The 25777-nt window shown below is 36.0% G+C and carries 24 protein-coding genes; 6 read left to right on the forward strand and 18 right to left on the reverse strand.

From position 1 onward, the window contains the following. Positions 1–18: 18 nt before the first annotated feature. Positions 19–777: a lipopolysaccharide kinase InaA family protein gene (locus tag ACFQO1_RS10960; protein WP_380218110.1), complete on the forward strand. Its 759-nt coding sequence runs from the start codon at positions 19–21 to the stop codon at positions 775–777. Here ACFQO1_RS10960 and ACFQO1_RS10965 read toward each other — a convergent pair. Genes ACFQO1_RS10965 through ACFQO1_RS10975 form a run of 3 tightly spaced genes read right to left on the reverse strand, consistent with a single transcriptional unit; the run spans position 774 to position 4538 of the window. Beyond that, on the reverse strand, positions 774–2651 hold the full coding sequence (locus ACFQO1_RS10965; protein ID WP_380218111.1) for a glycosyltransferase: 1878 nt from the start codon (positions 2649–2651) through the stop codon (positions 774–776). The genes ACFQO1_RS10960 and ACFQO1_RS10965 overlap by 4 nt on opposite strands. Continuing rightward, the gene (locus tag ACFQO1_RS10970; protein ID WP_380218112.1) at positions 2651–3676 is read right to left on the reverse strand and encodes a glycosyltransferase family 9 protein; all 1026 of its coding nucleotides are present in this window, start codon (positions 3674–3676) and stop codon (positions 2651–2653) included. Before ACFQO1_RS10970 ends, ACFQO1_RS10965 begins: the two co-directional genes overlap by 1 nt. A 46-nt stretch (positions 3677–3722) precedes the next feature. Further along, positions 3723–4538, reverse strand: a complete 816-nt coding sequence (locus tag ACFQO1_RS10975) for a 2,3,4,5-tetrahydropyridine-2,6-dicarboxylate N-succinyltransferase (protein WP_380218113.1) — start codon at positions 4536–4538, stop codon at positions 3723–3725. A 103-nt stretch (positions 4539–4641) separates the two neighbouring features. Here ACFQO1_RS10975 and ruvX point away from each other — a divergent pair, with 103 nt between their 5' ends. The 4 genes from ruvX (at position 4642) to mazG (ending at position 7164) form a co-directional block, all read left to right on the forward strand. Continuing rightward, on the forward strand, positions 4642–5052 hold the full coding sequence (gene ruvX, locus ACFQO1_RS10980; protein WP_380218114.1) for a Holliday junction resolvase RuvX: 411 nt from the start codon (positions 4642–4644) through the stop codon (positions 5050–5052). A gap of 29 nt (positions 5053–5081) precedes the next feature. Beyond that, a complete protein-coding gene (def, locus tag ACFQO1_RS10985) occupies positions 5082–5672 on the forward strand; it encodes a peptide deformylase (RefSeq protein ID WP_380218115.1) in 591 nt (196 codons plus the stop codon). A 64-nt stretch (positions 5673–5736) separates the two neighbouring features. Further along, positions 5737–6267 carry a DUF5606 family protein gene (locus tag ACFQO1_RS10990; protein WP_380218116.1) on the forward strand — a complete coding sequence of 177 codons (531 nt, stop codon included), beginning with the start codon at positions 5737–5739 and terminating at the stop codon, positions 6265–6267. Between the two features lie 123 nt (positions 6268–6390). Then, positions 6391–7164: a nucleoside triphosphate pyrophosphohydrolase gene (gene mazG, locus ACFQO1_RS10995; protein WP_380218117.1), complete on the forward strand. Its 774-nt coding sequence runs from the start codon at positions 6391–6393 to the stop codon at positions 7162–7164. A gap of 113 nt (positions 7165–7277) precedes the next feature. Here mazG and ACFQO1_RS11000 read toward each other — a convergent pair whose 3' ends face one another. The 12 genes from ACFQO1_RS11000 to ACFQO1_RS11055 form a co-directional block, all read right to left on the reverse strand. Further along, positions 7278–7913, reverse strand: a complete 636-nt coding sequence (locus tag ACFQO1_RS11000) for a class I SAM-dependent methyltransferase (protein ID WP_380218118.1) — start codon at positions 7911–7913, stop codon at positions 7278–7280. A 2-nt stretch (positions 7914–7915) separates the two neighbouring features. Next, the gene (locus ACFQO1_RS11005; RefSeq protein ID WP_380218119.1) at positions 7916–9997 is read right to left on the reverse strand and encodes a DUF349 domain-containing protein; all 2082 of its coding nucleotides are present in this window, start codon (positions 9995–9997) and stop codon (positions 7916–7918) included. Between the two features lie 99 nt (positions 9998–10096). Beyond that, positions 10097–10828, reverse strand: a complete 732-nt coding sequence (locus tag ACFQO1_RS11010; protein ID WP_380218120.1) for a shikimate dehydrogenase family protein — start codon at positions 10826–10828, stop codon at positions 10097–10099. Further along, complete coding sequence (locus tag ACFQO1_RS11015) at positions 10821–11843, reverse strand: DUF368 domain-containing protein (RefSeq protein WP_380218121.1); 1023 nt, start codon at positions 11841–11843, stop codon at positions 10821–10823. Before ACFQO1_RS11015 ends, ACFQO1_RS11010 begins: the two co-directional genes overlap by 8 nt. Before the next feature lie 3 nt (positions 11844–11846). Then, the gene (locus ACFQO1_RS11020) at positions 11847–12815 is read right to left on the reverse strand and encodes a DUF368 domain-containing protein (protein WP_380218123.1); all 969 of its coding nucleotides are present in this window, start codon (positions 12813–12815) and stop codon (positions 11847–11849) included. A 36-nt stretch (positions 12816–12851) separates the two neighbouring features. Then, positions 12852–14252, reverse strand: a complete 1401-nt coding sequence (locus ACFQO1_RS11025) for a tetratricopeptide repeat protein (protein ID WP_380218124.1) — start codon at positions 14250–14252, stop codon at positions 12852–12854. A 136-nt stretch (positions 14253–14388) separates the two neighbouring features. Next, on the reverse strand, positions 14389–15579 hold the full coding sequence (locus ACFQO1_RS11030; protein ID WP_380218158.1) for an aspartate aminotransferase family protein: 1191 nt from the start codon (positions 15577–15579) through the stop codon (positions 14389–14391). Between the two features lie 4 nt (positions 15580–15583). After that, entirely contained in the window at positions 15584–17308 is a 1725-nt protein-coding gene (locus ACFQO1_RS11035; protein ID WP_380218125.1) for an OstA-like protein, read from the reverse strand. An 82-nt stretch (positions 17309–17390) separates the two neighbouring features. Continuing rightward, on the reverse strand, positions 17391–18662 hold the full coding sequence (locus tag ACFQO1_RS11040; RefSeq protein WP_380218126.1) for an adenylosuccinate synthase: 1272 nt from the start codon (positions 18660–18662) through the stop codon (positions 17391–17393). 4 nt (positions 18663–18666) lie between these two features. Then, a complete protein-coding gene (locus ACFQO1_RS11045) occupies positions 18667–19119 on the reverse strand; it encodes a Fur family transcriptional regulator (protein WP_380218127.1) in 453 nt (150 codons plus the stop codon). Between the two features lie 23 nt (positions 19120–19142). Then, positions 19143–21350, reverse strand: coding sequence for a RelA/SpoT family protein (locus ACFQO1_RS11050; protein ID WP_380218128.1), 2208 nt, complete (start codon positions 21348–21350; stop codon positions 19143–19145). Between the two features lie 65 nt (positions 21351–21415). After that, on the reverse strand, positions 21416–22213 hold the full coding sequence (locus tag ACFQO1_RS11055) for a TrmH family RNA methyltransferase (RefSeq protein ID WP_380218130.1): 798 nt from the start codon (positions 22211–22213) through the stop codon (positions 21416–21418). Positions 22214–22296: 83 nt separating this feature from the next. Here ACFQO1_RS11055 and ACFQO1_RS11060 point away from each other — a divergent pair, with 83 nt between their 5' ends. Next, positions 22297–23784 carry a T9SS type A sorting domain-containing protein gene (locus tag ACFQO1_RS11060; protein ID WP_380218131.1) on the forward strand — a complete coding sequence of 496 codons (1488 nt, stop codon included), beginning with the start codon at positions 22297–22299 and terminating at the stop codon, positions 23782–23784. Here ACFQO1_RS11060 and ACFQO1_RS11065 read toward each other — a convergent pair whose 3' ends face one another. The 3 genes from ACFQO1_RS11065 to ACFQO1_RS11075 are packed head-to-tail and all read right to left on the reverse strand — an operon-like array spanning position 23785 to position 25775. Further along, entirely contained in the window at positions 23785–24480 is a 696-nt protein-coding gene (locus tag ACFQO1_RS11065; RefSeq protein ID WP_380218132.1) for a lycopene cyclase domain-containing protein, read from the reverse strand. It abuts the gene before it with no gap. Positions 24481–24482: 2 nt separating this feature from the next. Next, positions 24483–24932 carry a sterol desaturase family protein gene (locus ACFQO1_RS11070; protein ID WP_380218133.1) on the reverse strand — a complete coding sequence of 150 codons (450 nt, stop codon included), beginning with the start codon at positions 24930–24932 and terminating at the stop codon, positions 24483–24485. Further along, on the reverse strand, positions 24933–25775 hold the full coding sequence (locus tag ACFQO1_RS11075; RefSeq protein ID WP_380218134.1) for a phytoene/squalene synthase family protein: 843 nt from the start codon (positions 25773–25775) through the stop codon (positions 24933–24935). Positions 25776–25777 lie beyond the last annotated feature (2 nt).

Here is a 25777-nt window from a genome sequence, read left to right on the forward strand (position 1 = left end):
AAATCGTATTTTTACCGAATGAAAGTAGTTTTTTCAGAAAAATATGAATTGTACAAAGAGGATATTTTAACAATTCTAAACACATTTCCACAGGGCGGAAAAAGCTTAAAAGAAGGCGGGAGAAATACCCTCAAGGTATATGAAGTAGGAGCCATACCAATTAATATTAAATCTTTCAAAGTCCCTAATGCTATCAATAAGGTCGCCTACAGGTTTTTTAGAAAATCAAAGGCAAAACGTTCTTTTGAATATGCTAGTTTGCTTTTGGAGAAGGGAATTGGGACACCGGCACCCATTGGGTATGTGGAGGATAATAGTTCTGTTAGCTTCGGAAAGAGCTTCTATATAAGTGAACATCTCGAACCCGATTTGACTTTCAGAAAACTAATCCGTGAACCCGATTATCCAGATCACGAAAATATTTTGAGACAGTTCACGCAGTTTACATTGCGGCTTCATGACAGTGGTGTGTTGTTTAAAGATCATTCACCTGGCAATACTTTAATCAGAAAAAACGGGAAAGACTATGAATTTTTTCTAGTTGATTTAAATCGTATGCAATTTAAGGAACTTACTTTTGGAGAGCGAATTCAAAATTTTTCACGCTTAACACCTAAAAAAGATATGGTGGCAATTATGAGTGATGAATATGCTAAAAATACCACTTGGAAGTATGATGCTATTTTCTCTTTAATGTGGAAAGAAACAACACATTTTCAGGAAAAATTTCACAGAAAGAAACGTCTTAAAAAGAAACTCCTTTTCTGGCGCAATTAAGACCTTTTTTTACGCAATAGCCAAAGTTTTGCATAGCGCATAAATACTGTATACCCCTGTATATACCCAATCGTTAGACCCACTACACCGTCTCTAAAACCACCTTGTATAATATAATGTTTAAAGAAACCCCAAAAAGGTTTAATGATAAAGTGATAGCCTGTCAACCTTCCCGTTTTCTTATCGTAATCTTTTGCTTGCCACCAAGCATAGCGATTCATTTTTACAAGATATTTATCCAAAGAAATATAGGTGTCATGGTAAAATTTATTTTTTAAATGACCTACAGTTCCATCTGCTATGATTTCGGCATGCACATTTTTATCTTGATAGCGACACGCATCTCTTTTAAATAATCGAATGACTTTGTCGTTTTTCCAACCACTATGTTTTACAGGTTCTCCCATAAAATGATTATTTCTTCCAATCCAATAAGCCACCGTATTATCTTTAGGGGGGTTATTTAAAATTTGAAGAATTTCAGCTCTTAGTTCGGGTGTTACACGCTCGTCTGCATCAACTAGCAAGATCCATTCGTGTTGCGCCTGTGGAATGGCCCAGTTTTTTTGAGAAGCCGAATATTGATATTCTCTACGCAAGACAGTATCTGCAATCTCAAGGGCTTTGTCATAGGTGCCATCTGTGCTTAAGCTATCTACTACCATTACTTCATCTGCAAAATCGACCGAAGCTAGGACAGCCTCTATATTGTGAATTTCATTTCCCGTGGGTATGATTGCAGTTAATTTTAAGCGATCCTGGGAAAGCGGGATTGACTCAAATGAACTCTTTTGAGGTTTCTCTAGTGTGAATGCTTGCGAATTTGATGTAAAGGAAAAATGTTTCAATCGCTTTCTAATTTTAAATTTTCTGATAAGGTTCAAAGGTTTTTTACGAAGCCCACTTTTATCCTCATGCAGATAATAGATGCAAGAATCCAAGATTCGTTGGCTCGATTTGCCATCAAAATAGGGATGAAGTTCCAAAATAAAGGCATTAATATTATTTATTAATTCTTTTGAAGGCGTAAGCGCTTGATTAAAAGAGGATTCTATTTTTGAAGTTTCAGTAACATGAATCAAATAATTATGCGGAAATGTGTGGTTAAAAGTGACAACAGGTTTTTTTTGGAGTAAAAATTCTTGAATTGCAGACGTAGTATCTGCAAATAGAAGATCACTTTGCTTAAAAATTGGAATCAGATCTGTAGTGTCGTAAAAGGTGAAAAATTCATTTGTTAGTCCTTTCCATTTTTCCACAATATGGTTTGGAATTTTTGGATGTAATACCATTTTAAACATATAATTCCCAGTGGTTGACAACCTTTTAATTTCATCATAAACTAAATCGTTATATGCGAGGCTTAGTCTTTCAGTAAAAGTTGAAGCAATCATGATAACAGGTAAAGTGCCTTCAGCTTTTGCTTCTATTGGGAATAATGGATCGACTTTACTCCAACCGGTCTCCATGACTTTAAAATGTTTGTGCTTTTTTTCAAGTTGTTTAAATATAGAAGTAGTGCTAGGTCCTTGTGTGCAATACAGATCAAAAAAACCTCTAATTCTGAATTCACTAAAAATATGCTTTTTTGAAGGCCTTTTTTGTGCCAAAAACCCATGAAAAATCTGAACTTTTAATCCCGAAATAAAATCAGGAACCATATTGGTTGCTGTTAAAACAATGTGGGGTTTGTAATCAATAACATCTTTTATCTCTGTTAATACGTTGGATTTAGACTTTAGGTTCTCTTTGCCGTCTTGTTCATCTGCAAACCATTGCACTTCATACCCTCTATTAAATATTGCAACTTCTAGTGGATTTCCTACTGGAATAGAATAGCTATACGATATGTAGATAAGAAACCTGTATTCCATTATACCTTTTCTATAAACTGAATTAACTGGTCCTGAAAAAGTTCTGGTTTAAACTTTTTGTAGTATGGTGTAGCTTCCTTTCTGGCTTCATTCATATCTTCTTTCGTATGTTTTATAAAGTCTGAAAGATGAACCGCTACATTTTTAGTTGTATCGTTTCCATGAAACCAATTTTCTTTATTTAGATGTGGAGAAAATATTATAAAGGTAGGAATCTGTAATGCCTTGGCCATGTTTACGGCACCACCTTCATTTCCTATTAACGCATCACAATGTGAAGTTAACGCCATAAATTCTCTTAAATTTTTTCCATAGAGATCAAAATAAATACGATTCTGAGTCTCTTTACTGCATAATTCAAATAGCTGCTTCGCTTGTTTTTTCTGATTAGGAATATAATTGAAGAGTAATTGTGAGTCAGGTTTTTGTTCAATTATCATGTCTAGAACTTTAGCCATATATTTTGGCGGATACGTTTTTTGATCTGTACTTCCTAAAACACTTATCATAAATAAAGGTTTCGACGAAATTATCTTATACTCTTCAAGAGTTTTAGAAGCAGTATCAATTTCTTCTGAAGTAAGATAAATTTTAGGAACTACCTCTGTAAATTCAACACCCAATGGTTTTAAAAGTTTAAGTCTGTTTTCGATAGCAAGACTGGTATTGTATTTAGGTTTTTTACTTCTTTTTATATTATGGCTATAAATAAATGAAGTGTTCTTTTTTTTGTAGGCTATACTTATTGGAGCTCCCGATCGAAAGCTAATAAATTTACTACTTAGCTTTCCGTAAACATCAATAACTACATCGTAATTTTCGGCATTGATATTTTTTAAAAATTTAAAAAACCTCAGGTAGTTTGATTCAATTTCGGGTGTAAAGAAGACAAATTTATCTATATGCGGATGATTCTCTACAACAGGAAACGTATGTGTGTTAACAAGATAATGTAGTGTTGCTTCAGGAAATTTCTTTTTTAAAGCTTCAAAAAGGATGCTGGACGTAAGTACGTCGCCAATCATTTTTTGCTGTATGACAAGTATTTTTTTCAGAAACTATATTCAGAAATTAAACGGCAACATCATATTCACGAAGGGCATCGTTTAACGATGTCTTTTTATTAGTGCTCTCTTTTCGCTTTCCTATAATCAACGCACAAGGCACATTAAATTCTCCTGCAGGAAAAACTTTTTTATAACTTCCCGGAATCACCACAGAACGTGCAGGGACCAACCCTTTTGTCTCGACTGGTGTGTCTCCTGTTACATCAATTATTTTTGTGGAAGCAGTTAATACTACATTGGCTCCAAGTACGGCTTCTTTTTCAACACGTACTCCTTCCACAACAATACAACGTGATCCTATAAAAGCATTGTCTTCAATTATCACAGGTGCAGCCTGTAAAGGTTCTAATACACCACCTATGCCTACGCCACCACTTAAGTGTACGTTTTTACCTATTTGAGCACAACTTCCTACCGTTGCCCAGGTATCAACCATGGTTCCTTCATCAACATACGCTCCAATATTAACATAACTGGGCATCATGATCACTCCTTTTGAAATGTACGCCCCATGTCTTGCCACTGCATGTGGAACCACTCTAATTCCTTTGGCTTCGTAGCCTCTTTTTAGAGGAATTTTATCATGATATTCGAAAATACCAGCTTCCATCGTTTCCATTTTTTGAATAGGAAAATACAACACTACTGCTTTTTTTACCCATTCATTTACCTGCCATCCATTAGCGGTAGGCTCTGCACAACGAACAATTCCTTCATCACATAAGCGTACGACTTCTCTTATAGCAGCGATAGTTTCAGTATTCGTTAAAAGGGAGCGGTCGTCCCAGGCTTTTTCTATGGTTTGTTGTAATGGATGCATTTTCAGAAATTAAATGAATAGTAAGCTACAAAGATAATCTGTCTATGGAAAACTCCCTACATTTTAGTATACTATTCCCTAATGCTTTATTTTTGCAGCCTATATGGGAAGGATACTTTCAATTGATTACGGCACGAAACGAACTGGCATTGCTATTACCGATGAGCTGCAGATTATTGCTTCGGGTCTTACGACAGTTGATACCAGCACATTGTTAGATTTTCTGAAAGATTATTTTTCTAAAGAAAATGTGGAATTGGTTTTGGTAGGCGAACCTACTCAGAAGGACGGGAGTCCCAGTGATGTAGAAGAAGAAATTCAGAAATTTTTAAAGGCTTTTTTTACGCTTTTCCCATTGATGGAAGTAAAGAGAATAGATGAGCGTTATACCAGTAAAATGGCGTTTCAGACTATGATCGATAGCGGAATGAAGAAAAAACAAAGACGAAATAAAGCATTGATCGATGAGATAAGTGCAACAATCATCTTACAGCAATACTTATATAATTTATAAGTTGACTAATGATTAAATTTTAACAGAGAATGGTTTTACCAATAGTTGCCTTTGGCGATCCGGTTTTAAGAAAAAAAGGAAAAGAGATTCATAAGGAATATCCTAAATTGGATGAATTGATTGAAAACATGTTTGACACCATGTACGGAGCTCGTGGTATTGGTCTGGCGGCACCACAAATTGGAGTTCCCATTCGCTTGTTTTTAGTAGATGCCACTCCTTTTGAAGATGATGAAGATCTTACAGAAGAAGAACGTGCCCTTTGTGCGAGCTTTAAAAAAGTATTTATTAATGCAAAAATACTTTCTGAAGAAGGGGATGAGTGGGTGTTTAATGAAGGCTGTTTAAGTATCCCAAATGTGAATGAAGATGTGTTTAGAAAGCCAAAAATTACCCTTCAGTATATGGATGAAAACTTTGAGGAACACACCGAGGTATTTGACGGGATTGTAGCACGTATCATTCAACATGAATATGACCATATTGAAGGAATTTTATTTACTGATAAACTTTCTCCGTTAAAAAAACGTCTCATTAAGGGGAAACTGGCAAATATTAGCAAGGGTAAGACAGATGTTGCGTACCGGATGCGTTTTCCACAAGCCAAAAAGAAACGTTAAATCGTTGCATAACTCAATCAAACCTTAGATATTTACAATCCTCAATAAAAAAAGGAAACACTATATGAGTTTAGAAAAAATCTTATCTATATCTGGGAAACCTGGATTATACCAATTGAAAACACAAACCAGAAATGGTTTTTTAGCTGAATCATTGTTGGACGGAAAGAAAATCAGTGTGAGTGGAAGACACAATGTAAGCCTCTTAAGCGAAATAGCAATCTATACGCTGACTGAAGAAGTGCCGTTGCGGGATGTTTTTTTAAAGATTTCTGAAAAAGAAGAAGGGGGCGAGGCTATTAGTCATAAGGAACCCAAAATTAAACTAGAAGAATATTTTTTCGAAATATTACCAGATTACGATGAAGACCGTGTGTATGCGAGTGACATCAAGAAAATAATCCAATGGTACAATTTGCTTCATAAAAACGGAATTACAGATTTCTCAGCACCTGAAGAAACCGAAGAGAAAATTGAAAAGGATGTTATTAAAGCAGATCCTAAAACACCAAAAGCTGCAAAAGTTTCTACCACTAAAGCGACCTCTGTCGCAAAAGGTGGTGCTTCAAAAAATATGGCAGCTAGAAAGAAATAACCTTCTTTTATATACTTATAAATAATCCCAAGCTCATAAAGTTTGGGATTTTTTATTTTATAACTTTTTAAAAGTTACCCGTTTTTTAATATTTTCTGAAAGTATAGTGCTTATTTTTAACCTATGAATTCAAGAAAAGATCAGTTAAAAGCATTTGATCGCTTACTTACCATTATGGATGAGTTGCGAGAACAATGCCCGTGGGACAAAAAGCAAACCATGCAAACACTTCGGCATTTGACCATAGAAGAAACCTATGAATTAGGCGAGGCCATTCTCGAAAATGATCTGGAGGAAGTAAAAGGAGAATTGGGTGATTTATTATTACACATTGTATTCTATGCAAAGATTGGTAGTGAAACAAATGACTTTGACATTGCAGATGTAACGAACCAGATATGCGAAAAACTAATTTCACGACATCCGCATATTTATAGTGATGTGAAAGTGGCAGATGAAGAAGAGGTAAAGCAAAACTGGGAAGCTTTAAAATTAAAAGAAGGGAAGACAAGTGTGTTACAGGGAGTTCCTAAGTCGCTGCCAGCACTAGTAAAAGCCAACCGAATTCAGGATAAAGTGGCGGGTGTAGGTTTTGACTGGGAAGAACCGCAACAGGTATTTGAGAAACTTCAGGAAGAATTGGGTGAGTTGCAACATGAAGTGAATGAAGGCAATCAGCAAGAAATTGAATCCGAATTTGGTGATGTGCTATTCTCTATGATTAATTATGCGCGCTTTTTAAAAGTAGATCCAGAAAACGCATTAGAACGTACTAATAAGAAATTTATAAAGCGTTTTCAGTATTTAGAAAAGAATGCAAAAGAATTGGGAAAATCCCTCAAAGAAATGACACTAGAAGAAATGGATGTGTATTGGGAGGAGGCGAAAAGAGAGTAGGCGGTAATCAGTTATCAGTTCTCAGTTATCAGTTGTCAGTTATCAGTTGTCAGTTGTGAGTTGTCAGTTGTGGGTTGTCAGTTGTGGGTTGTCTCTTAAAAATGATGAGGTGATTATTTTGAAAATAGAATCAACTGCTCTTTAATTTCTAATTCTTTAAAAACAAAGTTATCTTTAATCCATCGTAAATTTTCTTCAGAATAAAAAACCACGTGAGTCGTGTCACGGATATACCACCAGTCTTTTACATCGGTATTTTGAGGAATGATTTCTGTCTTACAGTATAATTTTCCGTTCGGTTTTAAAAGCGAATGAAGTAAGTTAAACTCTTTGTGTGGATCGTAGAAATGCTCCATAACCTCACAACAAATGATAAAATCGTATTTTAATTTTAATGCTTTAATTTTAGGGTGGAAAAAGGGGTCATACAAATTAATATTCGAATATTCTTTATCATTTAATAATTTGGTGATCACAGGGCCTGTGCCTGCCCCAAAATCCAAACCATCAGCCTCTGGAGGAAAATCCTGAACTATTGCTTCAACCATTGGAGATACAAATTTCTGAAAGTTTGGATCTTCTACATTATTGTGATGTGCTAAGTATCGAGATTTTTCGGTAGCAGCATCCACATAATGTTGCGGATGCTTATAAAGTGTTTTGCAGTGGGTACAGGTTAAAAATAAAATTCCATTAATACGTTGCTTTTTCCGCGTAGCATCCTTTTTACAAAGCGGACAAACGTGCATGGTTACGCGTTACTTATAGATCTTAATGTTTTCAGTTTTTCTTTCCAAACCTCAAGATCTTCTTTGTGTTTCGCAATATTTTTATGAACCTCTTTTACCAACGGGTTATCATCTTCAACATGTTTAAAAAATTGAAGATTATTCTGAAGTTGTAAAATTTCAGACTTAGTTTCATCCACTTTTTTGCTTAAGAAAAATTGTTCGTTTCTAAGCTTGCGCTCATCATCCTGAGAAACAATGGCATTTATTTTATTTTCAAATTTGATAAGTTCGGTTTCCTTTTTGCCAAGATCCAATTGACCAAATAGTCCGTCGAGCTTTTTATTAAATTGCTGCTCTACATTGCGCTTGTTATAAGGTACACGACCAATTTCTTTCCATTGGGTAATTTTATCTTTTATGATAGCAAGATCCTCTTTATGATTCCCTGTAAGTTTAAGATCATTTAAGCTTTCAAGCATCTCACTTTTTTGCTCATAATTGGCAACTTCCTCCTTGTTTGCTTCATTTTTAACCGCGTGAATACGGTCAAAATAGTGATTACAGGCTGCTTTAAATTGCTTCCAAATTTTATCGCTATCACGACGTGGAACGTGTCCAATTTTTTTCCAGTCACTCTGGATTTTCTTCATCAAGGGTGTTACGGTCTCAAAATCATCACTCTCTTTATTTTCTTCAGCAATTTTTATAAGCGCTCGTTTCTTTTCAAGATTTACAAACTGTTCTTTTTTCTGGTCTTTGTAGAATTTATTTTTTTGGCGGTTAAATTCTCTTGTCACCTCTTTAAAACTATTCCATGACTCTTTGTTTTTGTTGCGCGGTACCTTTCCTACTTTAAAGAATTCGTCCCTCAACTCCTGAACTTTTTTGATTGTATTTTGCCATCCTTTATGGCTTTTAGGAGATTCTTGAGAAACAACAGCTTGTATCTGAGCTACAATTTCTTTTTTTGTTTCAAAATTTTCTTCAAATTTCTTTTCTAGTTCAGCCTGTGCTTCCTGACGCTTGTCATGTATTATTTTGGTAGCAGCACTAAATTTATCCCACACATCATCTCGATATTCTTTTGCCACAGGACCAATCTCTTCCTTCCACATTTTATGTAACATCTGCAATTCTCTAAATGCTCTGTTTACATCTTCACTGGCTGCAAGCTCTTCGGCACGTCCAATTAATTTTAATTTTTGTTCAAGATTGTGCTTAAAATCAAGATCTCTAAACTCTCTATTTAAATGTAAAAAATCATAAAAATTTTCTACATGATGGTGATATGTATTCCAAACAGTATTGTACGCGTCCCTCGGGATAGCACCTGCTTCGTGCCATTTTGATTGGATATCTTTAAAATGATTGTAGGTTGTGTTTATATTCTCTTCGGCACTTAGGAGTCCCTTGAGTTCTTCAATTAATTCCTGACGTCTGGCTAAGTTAGCCTGCAGGTCTTTCTTTAGATTTTTATAATAATTATTTCGTTTTTCCTTATAATCGAAATATAGATTATTAAACTCTTTCTTTAAAGGAGACGTAAGATGAAAATCTATAATATTTCCGCCCTCAGCCAAGAATTCCTCTTTTTTAGCTTCTAATTCTTCAGAAAATTTAGAATTAAATTCAGACCGAATTTCCTCTACTTCTTTTTTGATTTGCTGAATAGGTTTCTCTTTTATCAAGGTGCCTAGAGCTGCAATCAATTCTTTTTTAGAAAGTGAACTATAATCAACATCTTCTTGTTCTTCTTCGGAATCTTCTTCATCATCATCTGAAGACGCTACTTCTTCTTCGTCTTCAATTTCAGCGTCGTCATTCTCATCTTTGTTTGTTTCTGTTGCATCTGAAACAACCGGTTTAGCTTCAGCTTCTTCCACCATTGCAGCAGCATTGTCATCCAATGTTTCATTGTTGCTGTCTCCCTCTTTAGGAGTCTTATCTTTGGTGGAGGCTACTGTTTCAGCTTCTTCTTTAATGGCTTCTTCTAGAGAAGCTTCTTTTAATTCAGTTGCTGTTTTAGGCTTAGAGGTTTCAGAAGTTTCAGTAGCTATTGAAATTTCTTTTTCTTCTTCTTTTGGAGTGTTCTCGTCAGACATGTTTTTCAATGTTAAGGCTCGTTAGTTATGGGAGCAAGATACTAACTAACGCTTAGAAACCAAAAGTTAGTGCCGGGTTTATAGTTTTTTTAGGAAGGATTATTTTTTCCAGATAGCCCAGGCTTTTTTTGCCTGATGTTCTAACATCCTTAATCCGTTCACTACTCGCGCTCCTTTTGCAAACCCTCTTTTTAAAAATTCGGTTTCTTGAGGATTATAAATAAGATCAAACAATACGTGATCTTTAGAAAGAAATTGGTAAGGAATATTAGGAAATTCCTGAGTATTTGGAAAAGTACCTAAAGGAGTTGTATTCACTATTAAATAATGGCTGGACATAACTTTATGGTTAAGTTGATCATACGTTATGGTTCCTTTTTTTTGTTTTCTTGACACGAAAACATAGTCAAAATTCATAATTTCAAGTACGTAGGCTACGGCTTTTGAAGCACCTCCTGTTCCTAAAATAAGTGCCGTTTTTTCCTTTATGGGCAAGTAGTCCACCAGTGATTTTGCAAATCCGTAGTGGTCTGTATTATAGCCTACCAATTTACCTGTCTTCGTAATTTTAATGGTATTTACAGCACCAATGGCTGCTGCTTCTTTGTGAACACGGTCCAGTTTAGGAATAATAGCTTCTTTATAGGGTATGGTAACATTTAAACCTTTAAGTTCTGGGTTGGATTCTAGTATACAAGAAAATTCATCCAGCGAATCGATGTCAAAATTCTGATAAGTATCATTTCTTTTTTCCTTTTCAAATTTTATTGTAAAAAAAGTCTTAGAAAAAGAATATCCAATATCTTTACCTATAAGTCCGTACTTAGCCATTGTTTTGTTTCTTAGCAGTTTGATACCAGCCTAAGCTCAAAACTATGAGAATACCCACAATAATGAAAAATATGGCAAGAAAAGTTTCGAGCGAAAATTCTGACGGCAAATACCGATCGTAATCTTTAATAATTTCTCTGTTGTTTGCGTCATATTGTATGTTTCCTGCTGCGTCCAGATCCATGATTTTGTTCTTCCAAGGCCAAACAACTCCAAGTGAGCCTGCTATAAAACCGATAATAACTGCATAGGTTGCATTTTTAAAGTGTTTTAGAACATAAGCTAACATGTGCGACAGTGATACCAATCCCGTTAGAGAGCCTAATGAAAATACGGCCAGTACTTTAAGTAGTTCTATACGCTCTGGGTCATCGATAAAGCTAAAGTCCCATTGAATAACATCTGCAAAAGTATCATACAGTGCATTTACAGAATCTACTAGTAGAAGGACATAATTTCCAAGTAGAATTAAAATGAATGAGCCTGATAAACCAGGGAGCGTCATGCCGGAAACGCTAATAATTCCGCAGGCAAATACAAAGATAAGATTGCTGTTCTCTTTAGCCGGTTCTAGAAAACTTATGCTTACTCCAGCGATAATTCCGCAGAGTAGGTAGGCGATATATTTTCGGTTCCATTCGCCAAAATCTTTTGCAATATAATAAATAGATCCAATGATCATTCCGAAGAAAGCACTCCACACATAAAGCTCAAAATTAACGATGAGATAATCCAATAATTTTGAAACACTAAAATAACTAAAGATCATTCCAAGGATTAGCAACAACAAAAATTGCCCGTTGATGTAATGGTAGCAACTTTTAAATCTTCCGTTAATTAACAACGCAAAAGCTTTTCGGTTTATCTTTTGTAACGAATAGATAAACTCTTCATAAAAACCTGCAACAAAGGCGACCACTCCTCCAGATACCCCAGGAACTTTATTAGCAGCACCCATGCCCAATCCCTTTAGGAAGAGCCATGTTTTGTCGCTAAAACTCCGGGTGTGTTCCATAAGTTATATTGGTTTTTTTGCAGCCAAACGTTCTAAAATGAAAATTACTAAAAACCCTATGAGAGCAAATAGGAGTGCTAACCAAAGGTGTGATTCACCTTCAAAGTTTTGAGGAAGAATACTTTTTTCTAAAAATGGTACTTCTTCACCACTATGTGACATTCTGTATTCCAATACTTTTTTCCAAGGCCATATCTTATTTAGAGCGCCAATCATAAATCCAGTTAATACAGCGAGTATGATGTTTTTGTGGTATTTAAATAGCCAGTTAAGAACCCTAGAAAATACCTTTATCCCAATGATGGCTCCTGCGCCAAAAACTAAAAGTTTGACCAAAGCTCCAGAGAACACCTCCCAATTTAATGTTGCAATTCCTTCTCCTAATTGCGTTAATGTTCCAATGACAGCTTCATAAGCTCCTAATAACAATAATATAAAGGCACCTGATATGCCTGGCAAGATCATGGCAATGATGGCTACAAAACCAGCCAGGAAAAGAAACCATGTGCTATCTGGAGTACCAATAGGTTTTGCAAGTGTGATCATATATGCAAAAACAGCAGCCAGAAGTAAGGCGATGATAACTTTATAATTCCACCGATTGATCTGTTTTCCTACATATAAAATACTAGCGATTACTAATCCGAAGAAAAACGCCCAGACTAAAATAGGATAGGTGGTAAGTAGGTGTGTAATTATTTTTGCAAGTGATAGAATACTAATTGCAACTCCAGTAAAAAGTGCTAAGAGAAAGGAAAGGTTATAGTGACCCCATGCAGTTCTAAAATTTTCTTTTTTCCACAATTTAAAAAAACCAAGATCAAATTTGTGAATGGTTTCTATTAATTCTTCATAAATTCCGGAGATAAAGGCGATTGTTCCGCCAGAAACACCTGGTACTACATCTGCAGCACCCATGGCTAGTCCTTTTGAAGTTATGATAAGGTATTGTAGAAAAGTACGTTTTGGCATCTTAGAAAATGATAATGATGCTCAAAAGTACACAATTTACAACGAAGGTTTTTTGTGTTTTTTGATTATTTCTCTAACTGAACTTCGAACATAAACTGTAGGAAAAAGTTCTTCAATGATCATTAAAAAATCTTCATTGTATTTTAAAGCATTTTTTAAATGGAACTCTGCTTTACGGTCTTCAGTTAAATAATAATAGAGGCCTGCCAATCTGAATTCAATTTCGGCATTTTCTTTATAAAATTCTGTTGCCTGAAACAAATTTTTGATTGCTGCATTATATTCTCCCAGTTGTATTAAAATGTCACATCTCATTAACCAAGTTTCCAGCTCATAATTCCCTAACTCTAGTGTCTTTCTAAAACCGTGCTCGGCTTCTTCAAAAAGATTAAGGCGAGTATTAATTTTTGCAAATCGTTTCCAATACAATACATTTTCACTATCAATATTTAATGCCTTGTCGATGTAGTACAATGCTTTTTGGTAGTCCTTATTTTTTATATAATAGTCTGTTATAGCAATCCAGCCTTTATCCAGCAATCCATCTTCTTCTACACACTTACTGTAAAATTGTAGTGCTAATTCGGCATCTCCTAATTTTTCGTAACATTTACCTATTCGCAAAAGGGCAAATGATGTTGGGTCATCTAATCCTAAGGTTATTGTATAACTGTCAATTGCTTCCTCAAAACGCTTTAACCGTTCGAGTGTTTTTCCTTTCTCAAGATAGGCTCCAATAAATCTGTCGTCACTAATGATGGCAAAATCAAAAGCAGCCAATGCTTTTTTATACTCTTTTAAAATATAATATTGTTTTCCTACTTGGTGCCAGGCAACTTCAGAATATGGGTTTTTATTTAAAAAGTCATTGAGGTAATCAATAGCAGCTTCATGCTGTTCAAGATATTCAAAGCAATATATTATATTATAAAGTGCAGAATAATCTGCTTCATCTTGTTCAAGACACTTCATAAAATGAAACTTTGCATTTTCAAAATCTTCCAAGAATAAGTATTCCATGCCAATTAAGGATAGTACATCACTTTGATCTTCGGTTATTTTTAATGCCAATTCCAACAAATCAATGGCTTCGTTATGCTGATCTCTACGCGAAAGTATGTTTGCTTTTTGGATATAAATCTCTTCATTAGATTGTTCCATGAGGTGTAATTCATCCAGCATTTGCTCTGCAATGTCCAGCTTGTTCTCAAAAATGAACATTTCAATTTGATACAATCTTAGGTTTGTAGAAGATGGATGCTGTTCTAGCCCCAGCTTAGTAGCTTTTTTTGCAAGTGACATTTTCCCGTTTTCCAGATAATGATTAATAATCTCCTCAAACTCATCAGAGTCGAAAAAAAGGACATTATTAGTCTTTAACATGGATTCGAATCGGGAAAGGGAAACGTTGTTGTGCTCGTTGGGACTTAAATGCATACGTAGCGATTTAACAGTTCATCTATTTTAAAGATACTAATGTAAAGGGGCTTTCAAGAGTTATGCCGTCTTTCTTGTTAACAGGATTATTAACATAACGTTAAGTTTGTATGTTTCTGAAAATAAAGTATTTAGGCTAACTAATCTTTTTTAAAATACCATCCATAACGCTTGTCAAGATGTCACAGCCTTCCTTTATTTCTGCTTCTGAAATGGTTAGAGGTGGCGTAATACGTATCGCTTTAGGTTCAAAAAGCAGCCAAAACAGGATTAATCCGTGTTTTTTACATTCAAGAATTATTTCTGAAGCAACTTCGGAAGAGGTTGTCATAGCAGCCAACATAAGCCCTTTACCACGAACTTCTGTAATGAGGGGATGTTGTAATAATTTCCGGAAAAGTATTTCCTTCTGAAGCGTTTCTGCCATCAACTCACTTTCAGTAATTTCCTGAAGCGTTGCCAAGGCCGCAGACGCAATTACTGGATTTCCACCAAAAGTAGTGATATGCCCCAGTTTAGGATTTTCTTTCAGCAGTGCCATATGTTTTTGCGAAGCAGTAAACGCGCCAATAGGTAATCCGCCGCCCATTCCTTTTCCCATGACCAGAATATCTGGCACTACTTCAAAATGTTCAAATCCAAATAATTTCCCTGTACGTCCAAATCCGGGCTGAATTTCATCCAGAATTAATAAAGCACCTACTTTTTCACAACGTTGCTTGACTTTTTTTAAATACTCCTTTTTGGGAAGAATAAATCCTGCGCCTCCTTGGATTGTTTCGAGAATAACAGCTGCAGTACGTGACGTTATTTTTTTCAGATCATCCAGGTGGTTAAAAGCAATAGGATGACAGTTGGGCAGTAGTGGGCCAAAAGGAGTTTTACGTTCTTCAAACCCCATGACGCTTAAGGCGCCGTAGGTATTTCCGTGGTACGCATGATGTGCGTAGAGAATTTCCGAACGGCCCGTAACTCTTCTCGCTAATTTTATAGAACCATCAATGGCCTCGGTACCACTGTTGACAAGGTAGGTTGTTTCTAATGGAGCAGGTAATTTTTGGGCTAACAACTTAGAAAGCGCAACAGCAGGGGATTGAATATATTCACCATACACCATAACATGCAGGTATTTGTCTGTTTGTTCTTGAATGGCTGCAACAACTCTTGGATGGCAATGTCCAAGGCTACAGGCAGATACACCGGCGACAAAGTCAAGGTGTTTTTTGCCTTGTGAATCATAAATATAAGACCCGCTTGCATGCGAAACTTCCATTGCCAGAGGATGTGGTGTCGTTTGAGTCTGATATTTAAAGAAATCATGATTCATGATACTATCCATCTTCGTTTTCCTTTTCCTGTGTTTTAAATTTAGGATCGCCTTTACGATTCTGAAGGTCTTTTGGCTTTAGTTTTGAATCTTTAGGCAGTTCTATATCCTCCAGAGATTTTTGATCAAAAAACTCTCCTTCATACTCAGGCAACGGAATTCCCTTGATTTTAGGTAGTATGGGTTTTGGTTTTCCTTTAAAGAGATCTTCTTTGACCAATAATCGTTCTTCACCCCGCCAGTTAAAATTGGGAAGTAATCGAGCATTTTCGGGGAATTCTGAGGGCGGATAAATCTTTCCAGGTACTTTTTTTATAAACTTTACACCTGTAATTTGTTGGTTTTCAAGATACATCTCGAGAGAGCTCGAAGTGGTGTTGTCAATACCAATAAGTTCCTGTTCGTCATTCCGCATGAAGAAAATAACTTCAACATTTTTGTCAATGCTTATAGAATCGAGTTCGTTATTATGAAATAATCCAATTAATTTTTGCCCTTTCACTTGATTATAACCGGTTCCTAGCGTATCCTTCTGAATTAAAAATGCATTATTAAACACTTTTAGGGTATCTAGTTTTTCAGTTACTGTATTTGATAGCACATGAATGGTGTCACCCGTCATTTGGTTGTTTCCTGTCCATAACACCGGATTGCGCAGTAATTTTGTGATTCCAGTTTTTTCATTTACATAAATCGAGTCACATTTTCCACTGGTAGGTGCTTCTCCAGGAAGGCCGCGTTTAAACATTCTCGCTTTATAGTATCCTTTTAAAATTCGGTTTTCTGGTTTGCCGGTAATGCGTAAGGTGTCTGCATGAACGTAAATAGAATCATTGTCCCGAAGCGTAGCTGCAACTGCACGTTTCGTTATAAACACCGAGTCTTTTTCACGATATACTTCTGCGTAATGTCCAGTTACAGTACTTTTGTTAATCGTATCCAGCACTTTAATATTGTTAGTTGCAGAGGCAAAGCTTCGATTGCGATCAAAATAGATACTATCGCCATAAAGTGTTCTGTTTTCATAGTCAATGCGAGAGTTTTTTACAAAATAGCCTGTGTCACCTCGTGTATCATAATAGCCCCGTTCACAATAAACCGTACTTGCTTCACTTACTATGGTAGACTTTCCGTAGAGATAAGCGCCGCCTGTTTCGCTATAAAAGTCTAATTGTTCGCTATTGACTGTGTACTTCGGATTGACAATCTTAACATTAGATAAGAATTGATATTTTTTACTTTCTGCATAATAGCGACCCACTCTACTGGTAAGCGTTGAGGCCGTGTCACGAACAGTACCACCACTGCGGTAATAAGCCTGTTGTTTTATACGATCAAAATATAGTGTATCTGTTTTAAGTGTGGTTTTAGGTTCGGTAAGGATAACATTACCACTGGCAAAGGCAAACTGAGTATTCCCATTGTATTCGGCATATTTACTCACCATAGAAACTGTGTCTCCTTGAGTAATCCGAACATCACCGTATGCTTTTACAAAATTGTCTTTTGAATAGACATAGGCCTGATTGCACCACATTTCGACACCTTCATGAACAATGTAAACTTGCTCGTTTTGCTCTTTAGTATAGATAATAGCGTCAGGAAACTCTGGTTTGATTTCAATGTAACCAGATTGAATGTCAACTTTTTGTTTTAATGTGTCTGTCTGCGCAGAAAGGATACTTCCGAAGAAAATAAAACCTAAAAAGATGTACCTATGTAATTTCAAGAGATATAGTATTAACAAATAAGAAGCAAATCGTTGTTCATATTCTTTAAACGCTAAGATATACTATAAATTTCACTACCCATTATCTATGAATCGTCTGTGTCCTGTCTGGACCTACCGAAACGATCTTAATTGGGATCTCCAATTCTTTTTCTAAGAAATCGATGTATTCATTTAAGGCTGGTGGAAATTGCAACGGATCTGTCATTTTGGTCAGATCTTGTTTCCAGCATTTAAAAGTTGAATAAATGGGCGTTACATTTTCTGGTTCGATGTTGTAAGGTAAATGCGTAATAGTTTCTCCTTTGTATTTGTAAGCGGTACATACCTTAAGTTCGTCAAATCCTGAAAGTACATCTCCTTTCATCATCATTAATTGAGTAACACCATTTACTTCACAAGTGTATTTTAAAGCTATAAGATCTAGCCATCCACAGCGGCGGGGTCTCCCTGTAACTGCTCCAAATTCGTTTCCAACTTTAGCCATTTCTGCTCCCACATCGTCAAAAAGTTCGGTAGGGAAGGGGCCAGAACCTACTCTTGTCGTGTAAGCTTTAAAAATTCCATACACATCTTTCACCTTGTTAGGTGCTATTCCGAGTCCTGTACATGCTCCGGCAGCAGTGGTGTTAGAGGATGTGACAAACGGATAGGTTCCAAAGTCGATATCTAATAAAGAGCCTTGCGCACCTTCGGCAAGAATAGACTTACCAGATTTTATGGCCTGATTGAGATATTCTTCACTATCAATAAAGGTAAGCTGTTTTAGAATTTTAATAGCTTCAAAAAATTCGGCTTCCATTTCATCCAAATCGTACTGTACATCTACATTATAAAAAGCGATCATGGCTTCATGTTTATTTGCCAATGCACGGTATTTTTCTTTCCAGTCTGTCAATTCTAAATCACCCACACGAATACCATTTCTTCCGGTTTTATCCATGTAGGTAGGGCCAATCCCTTTTAAGGTAGAGCCAATTTTTGCTTTTCCTTTGGAGGCTTCGGAAGCTGCATCGAGCAATCTATGTGTAGGAAGAATAAGATGCGCTTTCCGAGAAATAATAAGTTTCGCTTTATAGTCAATGTCAAATTGATCTAAGCCTTCTAGTTCCTTTGCAAATACGACAGGATCAATAACGACACCATTTCCAATTACATTCATAGCTGTTTTATGAAAAATCCCGGAAGGAATCGTTCTTAGTACATGCTTAATGCCATCAAATTCAAGGGTGTGACCAGCGTTGGGACCTCCCTGAAACCGAGCGATGATATCATAATTTGCGGTAAGTACATCGACGATCTTTCCTTTTCCTTCGTCTCCCCATTGTAATCCAAGTAGTAAATCTACTGCCATGATGCTATGCGTTTGGTTGTTTTTTATTTCCGTAGAAATATAAAGAGTGTTTGGTTATTTCAATATCAAAAACCTCTTCTATTGTTTTTTTAATATTTTGGATGCGCGGATCACAAAACTCAATAACTTCCCCATTGGAAAGAATCACGTGATCGTGTTGCTTGTCAAAATATGATTTTTCGTATTGTGCCTGATTTTGTCCGAATTGATGCTTGCGAACCAGTCCGCACTCCAAAAGCAACTCGATGGTATTATACAGTGTGGCTCTGCTCACTCTATAATTTTTATTCTTCATATTGATATACAAGGATTCTATGTCAAAATGATCGTTGTGATCATAGACTTCCTGAAGAATAGCAAATCGCTCGGGTGTTTTACGGTGTCCTTTTTCTTCCAGAAAACCTGTAAACACGTTTTTTACGATGGCTTGATTATTTTGATCTGTTTTAGAACTCATATTAAGGCTGCAAAGTTAGGTATTTATACCCGTGTAACTTTATCTATACCATTTATTTTTTTAATGTTTTCAACCAAATTATTAAGAATGTTCTTGTTTTTAACTACGACTACAATTTTACCCGTAAATACACCATCATTACTATCAAAGTGAACACTTTTCATGTCGATATGCAAGTTGTTAGAAACTACTTTAGTTACATCGTTTACAAGGCCCACAGCATCAATTCCAGTTATTCTTAGCTCAGCTTTAAATTCTCTTTGTGTAGAATCGATCCATTTTGCAGGCATGATACGATAGCTGTAATTACTTTGAAGCTGAATGGCATTAGGACAGTTTTGCTTATGCACTTTAATACCGTCATTTACAGTTAAAAAACCAAACACATCGTCCCCAGGTATGGCATTGCAACAATTTGCCATTTTGTAGTCAAGCTTGTCCTCTTCTTTTCCAAAGACTAACTGGTCATACTTTTCGGTGATTTCATCTTTATTAATTTCTTCTTGATTTCCAGGCTTACGCATGCGATTCTTAAAGAAACTAACCAATGCATTGCTTCTGGAAGAGGCAAAGTCTTTTAATTTTGGGTTATCTATGATGCCAGCTCCTACTCTGTAAAAAAGATCCTGACTGGTTTTTAGCTTAAAATAATTGACCAGTTGGTTTATGGTCTTTTCGTCCAATGTAATTTTTAAAGATTTTAGTTTTCTTGTCAGAACAACTTTGCCTTCGGCTGCAATTTCCTTGCGTTCTTCTTTAAGAGAAGATTTAATTTTTGATCTTGCTCTACCCGTAGTTGCATAGTTAAGCCAGTTGTTGGTGGGTGTAGATTTTTCAGAAGTAATTATCTCTACCTGATCACCACTTTTAAGTTCATGGCTCAACGGGACTAGTTTTCCATTAACCTTGGTCCCTCTTGTGTGTAAACCGATTTCGGTATGGATATGAAAGGCAAAATCCAGTGCTGTGGCTCCTTTAGGAAGTGAATATAAATCTCCTTTTGGGGTAAAGATGAAAATCTCTTTTGCGTATAAATTGAGTTTAAATTCCTCAACAAAATCTACGGCACTTATATCTTGATTTTCGAGCGTATCCTGAAGTTTGTTGAGCCAGTTTTCGAGTCCGCCATCATCACTACTTTTATTTTTATACTTGAAATGAGCAGCATATCCTTTTTCTGCAATTTCATTCATTCGTTCACTTCGTATCTGAACTTCTACCCATCTCCCTTTAGGGCCCATGACAGTAATGTGTAATGCTTCGTAGCCAGTGGATTTTGGAGAAGAAATCCAATCACGTAATCGTATAGGGTTTGGACGAAAATGATCGGTAACGATCGAATAAATTTTCCAGGCGATAAATTTTTCTTCGTCCAGTGTTTTACTTTTGTAAATAATTCGAACAGCAAATTTATCGTAGACTTCATCGAAGGTGACATTTTGAGCCAGCATTTTTCTTCGGATGGAAAAAATAGATTTTGGGCGTCCTTTAATGGTGTATTCAAGCGCTTCGGCATCCAGAGAGTCTTTTATAATTTTAGAAAATATATCGATATATTCATCCTGCTCTTCTTTGCTTTCTTTTATTTTGCTCAGAATGTCTTTATAAACATCTGGTTCTGTATATTTTAATCCCAGGTCTTCAAGTTCAGTCTTAATGTTGTAAAGCCCAATACGATGTGCCATAGGTGCGTAAATGTAGAGGGTTTCACTTGCAATTTTAACCTGCTTATGTTCGGGCATGGAGTCCATAGTTTGCATATTATGCAAACGGTCTGCTATTTTTATAATAATGACCCTTATATCTTCATTAAGGGTAAGCAGCATTTTTCTAAAATTTTCTGCCTGTAACGATACATCCCCATCATAGGGCATGTTGGATATTTTCGTGAGTCCGTCTACAATTCTTGCAACAGTTTCACCAAAAAGTTGTTCCAGGTCTGCCAGAGTATATTGGGTGTCTTCTACCACATCGTGAAGAAGGGCTGCAGCGATAGATGTTGCATCAAGTCCAATTTCTGAAGCGACGATTTTTGCAACTGCTATAGGATGAAAAACATACGCCTCGCCACTTTTGCGGCGCTGATCTTTGTGTGCATCTACCGCAACATCAAAAGCGCTTCTAATTAATTTTTTATCGTCTCTGGATAAGGTGCGATAGCTAATTTTTAAAAGTTCTTTGTATTCTTTGGCGAGTTGTTTTTTCTCTTTTTCTAGGGCCTCTGCTGTCATACATTAAAAATACAATATTCTTCAAGAGTGATGAAATAGAAATCTTATAAAATTTTAGAAACCAATTAAGAGTTAGTTGTGCGTTGCCGTTTTGCCTCAAAAATAAGAATGCCAGCTGCAACAGACACATTCATAGAGTCAATTTCCCCTTCCATTGGGATAAGAATGTTCTTAGTACTTTTAGTTCGCCATACTTCTGAAAGTCCTGTAGCTTCAGTTCCAACAACAATTGCAGAAGGGACAGTATAGTCTATTTCATGATAGACATTCGAGTTTTGGAGCGTTGCAGCATAAAAGTAAATCTTATTTTCTTGGAGAAATGCAATAATTTCTGAAGTAGTTCCCATTACAATTGTATTCGTAAAAACACATCCCACACTACTTCGAATTATATTGGGATTGTAAAGATCTGTTTTAGGATTGGCAATGAATACGGCATCCAGATTAGCTGCATCTGCGGTTCGTAATAAGGCACCAATATTACCTGGTTTTTCGGGAGCTTCAGCAATAAGTAGTAATGGATTTTTATTTTTAAGCTGAAAGTTTTTTAGGGATACGTCTTTGCTTTTTGCAATGGCGAGAATCCCTTCGGTTGAGGTTCGATAGGCTATTTTGTGATAGACCTCTTCTGTAATTTCTATGATTTCTGAAACAGTTTCAGAAAAATCATCAATTTTTTCAGAAAAAATAGCTGGACAAAGTATAAGTGTTTTTATGGCAAACTTTCCTTTTAACGCGAGTTTAATTTCACGTACCCCTTCAACAACAAATACACCTGATTTCTTGCGTTCTCTGGATTTATTCTGAAGCAAAATAAGTTGTTTTACCAACGGATTTTGAAGACTGGAAATTACTTTATTCATAAATGTAAAGATACATTTTTCAAAAATTAGCGTAGGTTTTAAATATGTATCATTATCTGTATCTTGCACGAAAAATAGGTGCTATGAAAAAAGTTGTATGTTTTGTTCTATTCAGTATTGTATTTCAATTGCAGGCTGCTGAGGGGTTTTGTCCTGTAAGTTTGGTGCCAGAAATTAATGCTTGTGAAGGAGAAACAGTTACCTTAGATGGAACAACGACTGCCAGCGGATATACCTATCAATGGTTTAAAGATGGAACTGTATTGCCCAACGAAACGAATGCGACGCTTCTAGTTACTCAAGCCGGACTGTATCGCGTGGAAGCTACAAACGGTCCAACCTTGTGTTTTAGTGAATCTACAGTTGCTTTTTTGGACGCACCGGATATAACATCTCCTACACCTCTTCAAGTTTGTGACGAAGATAATGACGGATTTACATCTTTTGATCTAACTGTAAAGGATAGTGAGATAACAAACGGTAATCCAGATTATATTGTGCTTTATTTTTTAACGCAGGCCGACTCTCAAAACAATGTGAACCCATTAATAAGCCCATACACTAATACGATCAATCCGCAAACGTTATTTGTTCGTGTGGAGGATGTAACAACTTCTTGTACGTCTTTTACAACATTAGAATTGCAAGTGATTATTTTGGAATCAGGGATTCCTAATGATATCACAGTAGAAGACCCAGACAATGATGGAATTGCTGTATTTGATTTAACTGTAAATGATGTTATACTTCTTAACGGACAGAATAGTGAAGATTTTTCAATAAATTATTTCGTAACCCAAGCAGATGCTCTTAATGATTCGAATGCTATTAGCAATCCAGGTCAGTTTACAAACTCTGTAAATCCACAAACTATTTATACGAGAATTGCATCGCTGTTGAATAGTTGTTTTGATACTTCAAGTTTTAATATAACAGCAGAGTTTATGCCTGCTCCCGATGAAGACAATGATGGTGTGCCCGATGAAGATGAAGATATAAATAATAATGGAAATCTTGAAGATGATGATACAGATGGAGATTCGTTACCTAACTATCGCGATAGTGATGATGATGGCGATCTTGTTGAAACCATTGATGAAATTACAGGAATTGGTGCAGGAAGATTGTTATACGGAAACCGAATTTTTATCGATACAGATGAAGATATGATTGAAAATTATCTGGACGATGACGATGATGGCGACCTGGTGCTCACTAAAGATGAAGATTATAATGGCAATGGAAACCCAATTGATGATGATACCAATGGGAATAATATTCCAGATTTTCTGGATGCAGAGGCCGCCTTGGGAGTTGATGAAGTTTTTGTAAATTCGTTACGCTTATTTCCTAATCCGACAGCTTCAGTAGTGACCATTAGTTCTCCACAATTAGGTGCGCAATTTCGTATCGTTATTTATAATGCTGAAGGAAAAATTGTTCAGGAAAATGAAACCGTTTCCCAAGTAAACAGGGCTACGATATCTCTTTCAGCGTTGAAAACAGGCGTCTATTTTCTGAAGGTTGTTTCCGAAGAAAAACAAGCAATACTTCAATTTATAAAAGTATAATTATCGCGCTTTTTGCTTTTTGTTTTCAATATAATCCATGATTACAAGGACGGTAAGTAGCATGCCCAGCGCATAAATGCTATCTTCTACAGGAACTGTAAGAACGCGGATTCCGAGATTTTCGGTATTATCATACCAAACTACCTGATCTTCAATACCGGTTCCAGTTAATATGCCGTTGACAATAAAGAACGGAAATAACATTACTAAAAAGGTGGGTAGAAATTTTGCCAGTACCTGAGGTTTGTAATTGTAGATCAAACCTAAAAGTATAATCGCATACGAAAAATTGATGAGTGTATACCACTTGTCATACGCATACCAAAGCGTGATAATTAAAATAGACTGCAATGCCACATAGCAAATAGAAGTAGTCTTGGTAGAAAACCCCCAGTTTTTTATTAGATAGGATAGTGAATAATGACTAAAAATACAGGCATATGGAATGCATATAAAAAACAACCATTCTTCGATAGGCAGATTTAATATTTTGTAGCCAGTGATATAAGCGTCATTAAATCCCCAGATGCCATTGTTGGTAAAGATAACATCCCACGAAATGAAAAACGCCATCATAAAGAAGGTACCTATGGCAAATGACTTCCACTTTTTATAAAACTGAAGCTTGGGATGAAAACTGAATAGGAATGGAACTGAAAAAGAGCCAGCATTAAGCCAGAGGTACAGGTATTCCATAGTTACTTTTTAAAATATTTTAAGGGCGGAAAGAGCATTCCGAAGCATTCACCTTCTTGTTTGCCAAGATGTTTGTGATGAATTTTGTGTGCTCGGCGAATTCCTTTTGCATACCAGTTATTAGCATTGCGAAACATTTTAAAGCGCTGATGAATAAAGATATCATGTACAAAAAAGTAGGTAACTCCGTAAGCAAATATTCCTAAGCCAATGGGTAATCCTGCCCAAAATCCATAATATTGCCATCCAACAAAACAACCAATACTTACTGCTGCGTAGAAGATGAAAAAGAAATCATTACGTTCCCACCAGCTGTTGTGGTCTTTGTGGTGATGATCTTTATGTAGTTTCCATAGAAAGCCATGCATAACATACTTATGGGTGAACCAAGCCATAAACTCCATGATACAAAAGGTGGTTAGGAAAATTAAAATCCAGAAAAGAATCAACATTTATCGCACTAATTTTAATTGGTATTTCACGTAGCTACGGGTTAAAAGGCCAAATTTTTCGTAATTGGGCACTCGTATACGTGTATTTTTTATTTCTACTGCAGGTGTTTTAGCCAGTTTTTTTAATAATCTCCTGTAGTACCTATAGGCCATAAAAACTCCAAACTTGGCTTCGGCAGGTAACATTAAAATGCCTTCATAGCCTTTTTTAAAGTCACTTTCAATATCTGCTATAATAACTGCTTTTGAAGTTTCATCCAGCGCATCGAGATTGGTGTTTGGAAAATATGTTCTGCTCAAACCTTCAAAGTCTTCTTTTAAATCTCGAAGGAAATTAACCTTTTGAAAGGCAGAACCTAAGTGCATAGCTGCGTCTTTAAGAGCTTCATATTTTGCAACATCTCCTTTTACAAATACTTTTAAACACATCAATCCTACAACATCTGCAGATCCATATATGTACTGTTTGTATTCTTCTTCGGTGAGATAATCTTTTTTGGTTAGATCCAGACGCATACTATCCATGAAGCTATTAATAAGTGCTTCATCTATATTATATTTATGAACAGTATGCTGAAATGCATTTAGAATAGGATTTAAATGAATTTTATCTTCAAGGGCTTCTGCTAAGGATTTTTCAAAACGAGAAAAAAGTGTTGGTTTGTCATAGTCATGAAAGCTATCTACAATTTCATCTGCAAATCTTACAAATCCGTACACATTATAAATATCCTGACGAATAGTAGGGGCCAGCATCTTTGTTGCTAACGAGAAGGATGTGCTGTAAGTATTGGTAACTTGCTTACTGCATGATTGAGATACGATGTCAAATAATTCTTTCAATG

Source organism: Jejudonia soesokkakensis, assembly GCF_042664795.1.
In the GTDB taxonomy this organism is placed as follows: domain Bacteria; phylum Bacteroidota; class Bacteroidia; order Flavobacteriales; family Flavobacteriaceae; genus Jejudonia; species Jejudonia soesokkakensis.

What these genes read in the sequence shown, in the direction of transcription:
- ACFQO1_RS10960 (WP_380218110.1), top strand. Translation starts at nt 19, where the DNA reads ATGAAAGTAGTTTTTTCAGAAAAATATGAATTGTACAAAGAGGATATT.
- ACFQO1_RS10965 (WP_380218111.1), bottom strand. Translation starts at nt 2,651, where the DNA reads ATGGAATACAGGTTTCTTATCTACATATCGTATAGCTATTCTATTCCA.
- ACFQO1_RS10970 (WP_380218112.1), bottom strand. Translation starts at nt 3,676, where the DNA reads ATGATTGGCGACGTACTTACGTCCAGCATCCTTTTTGAAGCTTTAAAA.
- ACFQO1_RS10975 (WP_380218113.1), bottom strand. Translation starts at nt 4,538, where the DNA reads ATGCATCCATTACAACAAACCATAGAAAAAGCCTGGGACGACCGCTCC.
- ruvX (WP_380218114.1), top strand. Translation starts at nt 4,642, where the DNA reads ATGGGAAGGATACTTTCAATTGATTACGGCACGAAACGAACTGGCATT.
- def (WP_380218115.1), top strand. Translation starts at nt 5,082, where the DNA reads ATGGTTTTACCAATAGTTGCCTTTGGCGATCCGGTTTTAAGAAAAAAA.
- ACFQO1_RS10990 (WP_380218116.1), top strand. Translation starts at nt 5,737, where the DNA reads ATGAGTTTAGAAAAAATCTTATCTATATCTGGGAAACCTGGATTATAC.
- mazG (WP_380218117.1), top strand. Translation starts at nt 6,391, where the DNA reads ATGAATTCAAGAAAAGATCAGTTAAAAGCATTTGATCGCTTACTTACC.
- ACFQO1_RS11000 (WP_380218118.1), bottom strand. Translation starts at nt 7,913, where the DNA reads ATGCACGTTTGTCCGCTTTGTAAAAAGGATGCTACGCGGAAAAAGCAA.
- ACFQO1_RS11005 (WP_380218119.1), bottom strand. Translation starts at nt 9,997, where the DNA reads ATGTCTGACGAGAACACTCCAAAAGAAGAAGAAAAAGAAATTTCAATA.
- ACFQO1_RS11010 (WP_380218120.1), bottom strand. Translation starts at nt 10,828, where the DNA reads ATGGCTAAGTACGGACTTATAGGTAAAGATATTGGATATTCTTTTTCT.
- ACFQO1_RS11015 (WP_380218121.1), bottom strand. Translation starts at nt 11,843, where the DNA reads ATGGAACACACCCGGAGTTTTAGCGACAAAACATGGCTCTTCCTAAAG.
- ACFQO1_RS11020 (WP_380218123.1), bottom strand. Translation starts at nt 12,815, where the DNA reads ATGCCAAAACGTACTTTTCTACAATACCTTATCATAACTTCAAAAGGA.
- ACFQO1_RS11025 (WP_380218124.1), bottom strand. Translation starts at nt 14,252, where the DNA reads ATGCATTTAAGTCCCAACGAGCACAACAACGTTTCCCTTTCCCGATTC.
- ACFQO1_RS11030 (WP_380218158.1), bottom strand. Translation starts at nt 15,579, where the DNA reads ATGAATCATGATTTCTTTAAATATCAGACTCAAACGACACCACATCCT.
- ACFQO1_RS11040 (WP_380218126.1), bottom strand. Translation starts at nt 18,662, where the DNA reads ATGGCAGTAGATTTACTACTTGGATTACAATGGGGAGACGAAGGAAAA.
- ACFQO1_RS11045 (WP_380218127.1), bottom strand. Translation starts at nt 19,119, where the DNA reads ATGAGTTCTAAAACAGATCAAAATAATCAAGCCATCGTAAAAAACGTG.
- ACFQO1_RS11050 (WP_380218128.1), bottom strand. Translation starts at nt 21,350, where the DNA reads ATGACAGCAGAGGCCCTAGAAAAAGAGAAAAAACAACTCGCCAAAGAA.
- ACFQO1_RS11055 (WP_380218130.1), bottom strand. Translation starts at nt 22,213, where the DNA reads ATGAATAAAGTAATTTCCAGTCTTCAAAATCCGTTGGTAAAACAACTT.
- ACFQO1_RS11060 (WP_380218131.1), top strand. Translation starts at nt 22,297, where the DNA reads ATGAAAAAAGTTGTATGTTTTGTTCTATTCAGTATTGTATTTCAATTG.
- ACFQO1_RS11065 (WP_380218132.1), bottom strand. Translation starts at nt 24,480, where the DNA reads ATGGAATACCTGTACCTCTGGCTTAATGCTGGCTCTTTTTCAGTTCCA.
- ACFQO1_RS11070 (WP_380218133.1), bottom strand. Translation starts at nt 24,932, where the DNA reads ATGTTGATTCTTTTCTGGATTTTAATTTTCCTAACCACCTTTTGTATC.